The organism is Microbispora bryophytorum (assembly GCF_043197435.1).
GTDB lineage: Bacteria > Actinomycetota > Actinomycetes > Streptosporangiales > Streptosporangiaceae > Microbispora > Microbispora bryophytorum.
The window spans coordinates 1-8,322 of record NZ_JBICTF010000020.1; the positions used below are offsets into that span (position 1 = coordinate 1).

Genomic DNA, 8,322 nt, shown 5'->3' on the forward strand with positions numbered 1-8,322 from the left:
GCCCGGAGCCACGTCGGCCACGGTCTTGGAACCGAACGGGGTGGTCAGCTCCACCGTCGCCGGAACCTCACCGTTGTTCACGGCAGTCACGGCGAGGTACGCCGAGGTGCCGATGCAGCGAGAGGCGGCGGTGACGGTCATCTTGACCTCCGCAGAGGAAGCCTTGTTCAACTTGAAGTAGTCGAACGTGACCGTCTTGGACGCGGCCTGGGCGGTGCCGATGGTGAAGACGCCGACCTTCGACGCGTTCGCCACGGCGCTGTTCGTCACCGCTGCGACCGTGCCGTTGGTGGCCAGGTCGGTCCAGGTGGTGCCGTCGGAGGAGTAGGAGCCGGTGAAGCTGTCTCCCACCTTCTTCAGGCGCAGCCACCACGGGCCGGCGCTGAGGTTGTTCACCTGCGGCTGCGGGTTCTGCACGGTGCCGCCGACCTCGCTGCGCAGCTCGATCGTCCGCGCCACCGTCGACCCTGCGGCGTTGGTGGTGAGGAAGTCGAACTTCACGTAGTTGTCGTCGTCGCCGTAGACCATCAGGCCGCCCTGCTGGTACTGCTCGCTGAGGGCAGAACCGTCGACCTTGGTCTCCAGCGTCCAGTCACCGCTCGGCGCCTTCTGCAGGATGAAGTTCTTCGGGCCGCTGTTGGTCGTCCCGTAGATGTCACCCGTGGTGGTGTCGAGCTGCAGCTTGCCGTCGCTCACGCGCGCCGTCGTGGCGTCGGGGCGAACGATCGAGTCCCAGCGGCAGGCGTCGAGCGCGGTGCCGTCGAAGTCGTCGTCCGGGTTCGGCCCGGTCGCCTTGTCGTCCGGCGTGATGTTGAACCAGTCGAAGGACGCGTCCACCACCGGGTGGTTGGCCCCGGCCAGCGAGATCAGGCCGATCTGCGGGTTGCTGATCCCGGCGAGCGCCTTGGTCTCCGGCATCGCGGTGAACGTGGTGCCGTCCGACGAGTAGTGGGCGGTGATGTTGGTGCCGTCACTGATGAACCGGACGTACACCGTGTCGGGGTAGCTGTCCCCGAGGTTGGCGGTGTTGCTGTCGGTCACCTCGTTCGGGGTGCCGTTCTCCTCCCGGATGAACTGGAAGATGCGGCTGGCGTGGTCAGACCCCGAGGTCGACCGCCCCTGGATCACCATCTTGGCGTAGTTGTCGTCGTCGCCGTAGATGACCAGGCCCGCCTGCTGGTACGCGTCGGTCGCCCTCAGCGTGAGCTTGGCGGTGGCGGTCCAGGCACCCGACGGCGCCGGCTGCACGACGATGTTCGGCGTGTTGCCGCCGTCGTCGTAGATGTCGGTGGTCGAGGTCGGGATGGTGAGGTTGCCGTCGGCGACCTTCAGGTCCTGGTTCTCCCGGATGACCGACCAGCGGTCACGGTCGAGCTGGTCGCCCAGGAAGTCGTCGGAGCGGCCGGTGAAGCACACCGTGGCCGGCGCGTTCACCTTGATCGGGATCGAAACGGTGCCCGTCGCGCCCTTCGCGTCGGTCACAGTCGCCACGGCGGTGTAGTTGCCGGGCGCGGTGTAGGTGTAGCTCGCTTCGGCGGTGGTGGCCTCCGTCGCGCCGCTCGCCCCGAAGTTCCACTTGTAGGTGACCGGGTCACCCTCGGGGTCGGTTCCCGTCGCCTTGAAGTCGACCTTCAGCGGGGCGACGCCCGACGTCGGGTTCGCCGTCGCGGTCACGGTCGGGCGCTGGTTCTCCGTGGCGCCCTTGCCCACGAAGTCGACCCAGTTGAAGTTGGCCAGGTAGGCGTCGTTCGCCGCGCTCGCCGGCTTGCGCACGACGAAGTACAGCGGACCGCTTTCGGTCGGCGGGTTGGTCAGGTTGAGCGTGACGTCGGCGAACGTCTGCCAGTCGCCGGTGGGCGTCACGTCGACCGAACCGACCAGCGTGCCGGTCTCGGGGTTGCCCGCACGGATCTGCACGGTTCCGCCGGCGCCGGCCGAGGAGGCCCGAAGCCGGATCGCGGAGACGTTCGACAGGTTGACCGGGTCGAACGACCACCAGTCGCCGTCCTGGACGAACCCGATGTTCAAGTTGCCGCCCTGGGCGTCGCCCGAGGTCTCGGTCTGAACGCCGGCGGCGTCGGTGCCCGTGCCGTCGGAGACCCGGCCGGTCTGGCTGAAGTGCTCGGCCTGCTTGCGCTTGGGCTCCAGGATGACCTGGCCCCGGCCGATCAGCGGCTGGGCGCCACCGTCGGCGCCCTCGTCGGTGTAGCTGGCCTCGATCACGTAGAAGAGGTTGTCGTACTCGCCGTGGCCGGCCATCTGCGTCTGCAGGGTGCCCTCACAGCCCTTGAGCTGGTCGAGCGGGTGGCCGTGGCTGTCGTGGCCGAGGATCGCCTGAATCTGGACCTTGTCGCAGTCGATCGTGCCGTCCTCGGGGTCGGTGACGGTGACCTTGAACTTCACCTGGTCGCCGAACTCGAAGAAGGCGCCGTTCGGCGGCAGGTCCACCGTGACGGTGGGACGGGTGTTGCCCGCGTTGATCGACACGCTGGCGGTGGCGGTCTTGCCGTCGGCGTTCGTGACGGTCAGGACGACGTTGTACTCGCCCGCCTCCTCATAGGTGAAGGTGGGGTTGGGGTCGGTGGAGTCGGTCTTGCCGTCACCGTCGAGGTCCCAGGCGTAGGTGATCGCCTGGTCGTCCGGGTCCTGGCTGCCCTCGCTGGAGAACTGGACGGCGAGCGGCAGGGGCCCGTCCGTCTTGTCCGCGGTGACGTGGGCGACCGGCGGGCGCTGGCCCTTGGTGTACTCGATGCGGTAGACGCCGGAGTCGGCGTTGTCGCCGCCGAAGCCGGAGCCCCACTCGATCATGTACAGCGCGCCGTCAGGACCGAACTTCATGTCCATGGGCTTCTTGAAGCTCATCTTCTGAAGGATTCGGTTCATCTCGACGAGCTTGGTGCCGTCCTCGTTGAGCTGGAACGACCACATGGCGTTGTTGTTCCACTCGCCGAACATGGCCTTGCCGTCCCAGTACGCCGGCCACTTCACGTCCGACTTCAGGTTCTCGTCGTACCGGTAGACCGGGCCGCCCATCGGGGCGCCGCCGCTCAACTCGGGGAAGTTCTGCGGGTCGGCCGCGTAGTGGTACCAGACCGTCGCGGGGATCACCGGCGGCAGGTTGGTCAGGCCCGTGTTGTTGGGCGAGTCGTTGACCGGCGCCGAGCAGTTGAACGCCGACCCCGACTTCTTGGTGGCGAAGTCGTAGTCGATGAACGGCGTGTTGTTGCCGTTGCAGTACGGCCAGCCGTAGTTGCCCGGCTTGGTGATGAGGTTCCACTCGACCGTGTTCTGCGGACCCCGGGTGGCGCTCGCCGAGTTGGCGTCGGGGCCGTACTCGCCGAGCATGATGTTGCCCGTCTTCGGGTCGATACCCATGCGGAACGGGTTGCGGAAGCCCATGCCGTAGATCTCCGGCTTGGTCTTCTCCGTGCCCGGCGCGAACAGGTTGCCGGACGGAACCGTGTAGGTGCCGTCAGCCTCGGGGTGGATGCGCAGCAGCTTGCCGCTGAGGCTGTTGGTGTTGCCCGCGGAGCGCTGGGCGTCCCAGCTGGAGCGGCCGGACTGCTCGTCGATCGGCGCGTAGCCGTCGGAGTTGAACGGGTTGGTGTTGTCGCCCGCGGCCAGCCACAGGTTGCCGGTCGTGTGGTCCATCACCATGCCGCCGCCGTGGTGGCAGCACTCGGCCCGCTGCACCGGGACGTCGAGAAGCTTCTTCTCGCTCGACTTGTCCAGGGTGTCACCGGTGATCGTGAACCGGCTCAGCCGGTCGACGTTCTCCCCGTTGGGCGAGTAGTAGAGGTACAGCCAGTGGTTCGTGTCGAACCCGGGGTCGAGCGCCATCCCGAGCAGGCCGCTCTCGTTGGCGGTGAAGACGTCCATCTTCGCCGCCGTCACCGTGCCGCCGGCGGGCTTGATGATCTTGACCTCGCCGAGCCGGTCGATGAAGAAGACCCGGCCGTCCTTGGCGACGTCCAGCATCATCGGGTTCGACGTGTTGTCGTCGAGCGTGACCTTCTCGAAGCTTTCGCTCTGCGAGGCAGAGCAGTCGGCCTTGACCGCGCCGGAGGCGGTCTCGATGCCGCCCAGCAGCAGCTTCAGGAAGTTGGCCTCGCTGTAGTTCTCCTTCTGGTGGCCGAGCCCGGTGTACCACGAACGGCCACCGTCGTAGTCCTGACACCACGTGTTCGGGTGGTCGGCGCCCATCGTGCCACCGCTGTAGGACTTCTCGTCCAGCGACGTGAGCACGTGGACCGTGCCACGCGGATTGGTCTGGTAGTCGTACCACTCGTCGGTACGGGTCCAGGTCGTCGGCAGGCCCTTGGTGGACGGGTGCGCCGGGTCCTCGACCTTGACGGTGGCCTGCTGGATAGCGGGGTGCTGCTTGAAGTAGGCCCCGACCAGCTTGTTGTACCAGGCCCAGTTGTATCCGCTGTCGGCGGCGGCGTGGACACCCACGAAACCGCCGCCCTTTTCGATGTACCGCTGGAAGGCGTCCTTCTGGTCCTGGGTGGAGACAGGGTCGCCGGTCGTGGACATGAAGATCACGGCCTGGTACTGCGCCAGGTTCGCGTCCGTGAACTGGGCGCTGTCCTCGGTGGTGTCGACCGCGAAGTTGTTCTCCTGGCCGAGCTTCTGCACGGCCGCGATGCCCTCGGGGATCGAGTCGTGCCGGAAGCCGGTGGTCTTCGAGAAGACGAGGACCTTGAAGTCGGGCGCCGCCGCCGTCGTGGCGGCCTCGGCGCTCACGGGCGCCGAGAAAAGCGTGATGACGGGGGCGACGAGGGCCAAGGCCATCGTCGCCGCGGTCCGACGTTTTGTACGTCGTCCCTTTTCTGGCAGGGCCGCATTGTGCGGCCTGGCCCACGTTCGTTGACGTGGAGACATGGAAAACCCTTCCTGACCGGGGGGACGTCAGGCAAGGCGCGCGCCGCCGCGCTTATTGCCACTTGGTTGTAGCGGATATTTCGGTTGCTGGAGGGTGCCGTCTCCAGGTCTGTGGGGGCCGTCAGTAGGCTGCCGGCCGGGGTAGTGGGTCCATGATCGCCGCCGGGTCGTCGATGATGTGGTTGACCACCATGCTCGCGGCGCCGCGGGACGCGGCGCCGAAGCCGAGCGTGGAGGCGACGAACCGGCACTGGGCGGCGGGGGCGGCCACCACGAGCCGCTGCAGCTGATCCTGCGCGTGCGGCAGCAGCCACTGGGCCAGTGAGGCGAAGTAGCCCCCGATGACGATCGCTCGCGGATTGAACAGGTTGGCCAGGATCGAGCCGCCGAGCCCGAGCCATTCGCCGACCTGTGCCACCGCCATCATCATCCGCCGGTCGCCGGAGGCGAGGCCCCTGGCGATGTCGGCGACTCGTTCACCGGGGTCGGGCACGGGCATGCCGGGCAGCCCGTACGCCTGCTCGGGCATGGCCGCACGTACGAGCGCGGCCAGGCCGACCTTGGTCTCCCAGCAGCCGATGCGGCCGCAGCCGCACTGGTCGCCGTTCGGGTCGACTCGCAAATGCCCGACCTCTCCGGAGAATCCGTCAGCTCCGCGAAGGAGCTTGCCGCCGGAGATTATGCCGCCGCCGACGCCCACCTCGCCTGTGAGGTATACCAGGTCGGGTGTGCCGGCGGCGATGCCTGAGGTGTATTCGGCCAGTGCGGCGAGGTTGGCGTCGTTGTCCACGCGCACCGGCACGTTCAGCGGGCCGAGTATGGAGCTCAGCTGGTCGGCCAGGGGCAGGTCGTGCCAGTAGAGGTTCGGCGCGAGTGTCACGACTCCGCGTGTCACGTCCACCAGTCCGGGGACGGCCACCGCGATGCCGGCGGGAACCGCTCCGACTCGCCGCATCGCCTCCACGGCCTCCTTGGCCACGAGCCCGAGCCGGCGCACGGCACTGTCCGGGCCGCTGCCCATCGTGTCGTACACCACCCGGCGCTCGACCAGGACCCGGCCGCTGAGATCGGTGCCGTGGACCGCGATGTAGTCGACGTTGATCTCCATGCCCAGGGCGCCGACGTGGGCGCCGTGCAGCGCCACCGCCCGTCTGGGACGTCCGATCGCGCCCACGTGCTCGACGCCGACCTCCCGCACCAGACGCCGTTCCAGGAGCTCGGCCATGAGGTTGGAGACGGTGGCGCGGTGCAGCCCGGTCGCCTCGGCGATGTCGGCCCGGGACAGCGAGGTGTGGTCGCGCAGCTCACGCAGCACGAGCGAAAGGTTCGCCCTGCGGAGCACCGCTGGACCCGCCGGCAGAGCCACGCCGCCCGGGGCGCGGGTGAGGTGCGACTCCTTCGTCACCTGCGCCACCGCCTTTTGTTTGTCTCCGAGATCAATTAATGAGGGTTGTAACACGCGGATGTCCGGCTGCGCACCCCCGAAATGCGTAACGAGTTGGCATCGCTCACATTTGTGCACTTGGGAGGCCATTCCGGACACGGTTACCGTAACGTTACGTAACCTGCAACCGGTTTCACTCTTGTCTCACCCGGAACTCCCCGTCTTTAATTCGGCCAGCCATGCGAACTAATTGAGGAGCGGCGTGGACCACAGCAGGGCCGACGGCCACACGACCGACTCGATGAGTCGCGGCGGATCCGCGGGAGTTCCCGCGGACCAGGCCACCGTGCGCCGTTCCAACCTCGCCCTGGTGCTGCGTCACGTGAGCACGTACGGTCCGTGCTCCCGGTCGGCCGTCGCCGTCGCGACCGGGTTGAACAAAACGACCGTGACCAGCCTGGTGAGCGAGTTGCAGGCACGCGGGCTGGTCAAGGAGACGGGGCCGCAGCACGCGGGCTCCGTCGGCCGCCCGAGCGTCGCGCTCGTCCTGGACGGATCGCGGGTCGGCGCCCTGGGCGTGGAAGTCAACGTCGACTACATCGCGGCGATCGCCTCCGATCTTGCCGGTAGAGTGCTCATCGATCGGCGCATCGGTTTCGATGCGATGGGATCCGGGCCGGAACGATCGCTGGACGAGCTGGTCCACGTGATCGAGAAGACCATCGCGGATCTCGACCGGCTCGGGATCGCTCTGGCCGGGATCACCGTGGCGATCCCCGGCCTGATCGACACCACCACCGGCACCGTGGTCGTCGCCCCCAACCTCGGCTGGCATGGGGTAGCGGTCGCGGAGCGGCTGTCGCAGGCCGACATCCGCGGGGGCATCCCCATCATGGTGGACAACGACGCGAATCTCGCCGCGCTGGCCGAATACACTTCGGGCGTCGCGGCGGGGATCTCCGACCTCGTCTACCTCACAGGCGAGGTGGGCGTCGGCGGAGGCGTCATCGCCGGTGGCCGGCTACTGGGCGGAGCGGACGGATTCGCCGGAGAGGTCGGCCACGTCATGGTCGATCCGTCCGGCGGACGGTGCCGCTGCGGCCGTATCGGCTGCTGGGAGACCAAGGTCGGACTGGCCGCGCTGGTCCGCATGGCCACACCGGACCGCGCGTACGGCACGGGCCCCCGGGTCGTCCGCGACCCGGAGGAACGACTCGCCGAGATCGAGCAGCGGCGGGCCGAAGGAGACCCCCGCGTCGACGCCGCGGCCGCGGAGGTGGGCCGGTGGCTCGGAATCGGGTCGGCCATGCTGGTCAACCTCTTCAATCCGAGGGTGATCGTGCTGGGCGGGTACTTCGCCAGGCTCGCCGACCGGCTCATCCCGGCGGCGGAGCAGGAGATGGCCCGCCTGGGCATGAGCGACGCGGCCGAGCGCTGCCGGTTCGCCGCCTCCGACCTCGGCTTCGGCGCCGCCTCACGCGGCGCGGCCGGAGTCGTCGTCGAGCGAGCGCACTCCGACCCCACAAGCATCACGATCCGACCGTCCCCGACCACCGGGGCGATCGAGGGAACCACGATGGCCCGATTGCCCCACTCACCCTGACCCGCGTGCCCGCCACGCGGCCCCTACCTGTCACCTGTCGAATCCAGACGTCCCGTCCGCTTGACCATTCCGTTTCGCATGCCTCGGCACATCCCCGCCCATCCCGGTGCCGCGGCCATGTCGTACGCGGTCAGGCGGACGGGAACCCACAGCTATTTCCCCATCAGAACGTCCCGCCCGCCTGATCAGTCATCCGGAAGTCGCATCGGCATTGTTGACGCCGACTTCGATGCCGTTGCGGCGGTGCCAGCCGGCGCCATCAGGCGGGCGGGGCCACGGCCGCACCGTATTCCAGGGAGGCTCCTGTGCCGCGGTCACCATCCGACTCATCATCTCTGCTCCAAATGAGGGGCATTGTCAAGCAGTTTCCCGGCGTGCGTGCGCTGGACGGCGTGGACCTTGAGGTCAGGGCCGGCGAGGTGCACTGTCTGCTGGGCCAGAACGGTGCCGG

Annotated in this window: 3 protein-coding genes and 1 pseudogene; 2 read left to right on the top strand and 2 right to left on the bottom strand. The window is 68.1% G+C overall.

Annotated elements, in window-relative coordinates:
- A partial coding sequence (locus ACGFIB_RS36595; protein WP_393378053.1) for a ThuA domain-containing protein occupies positions 1-4,794 on the bottom strand: 4,794 nt, incomplete at its 3' end.
- 211 nt (positions 4,795-5,005) lie between these two features.
- On the bottom strand, positions 5,006-6,289 hold the full coding sequence (locus ACGFIB_RS36600) for an ROK family transcriptional regulator (protein ID WP_357253106.1): 1,284 nt from the start codon (positions 6,287-6,289) through the stop codon (positions 5,006-5,008).
- 241 nt (positions 6,290-6,530) lie between these two features.
- On the opposite strand from ACGFIB_RS36600, the gene ACGFIB_RS36605 reads away from it, so the two are divergent.
- Both ACGFIB_RS36605 and ACGFIB_RS36610 read left to right on the top strand, forming a co-directional pair.
- Positions 6,531-7,871, top strand: coding sequence for an ROK family transcriptional regulator (locus tag ACGFIB_RS36605; protein WP_357267329.1), 1,341 nt, complete (start codon positions 6,531-6,533; stop codon positions 7,869-7,871).
- Positions 7,872-8,215: 344 nt separating this feature from the next.
- Positions 8,216-8,322: pseudogene (locus tag ACGFIB_RS36610) on the top strand (sugar ABC transporter ATP-binding protein); the annotation flags it as partial.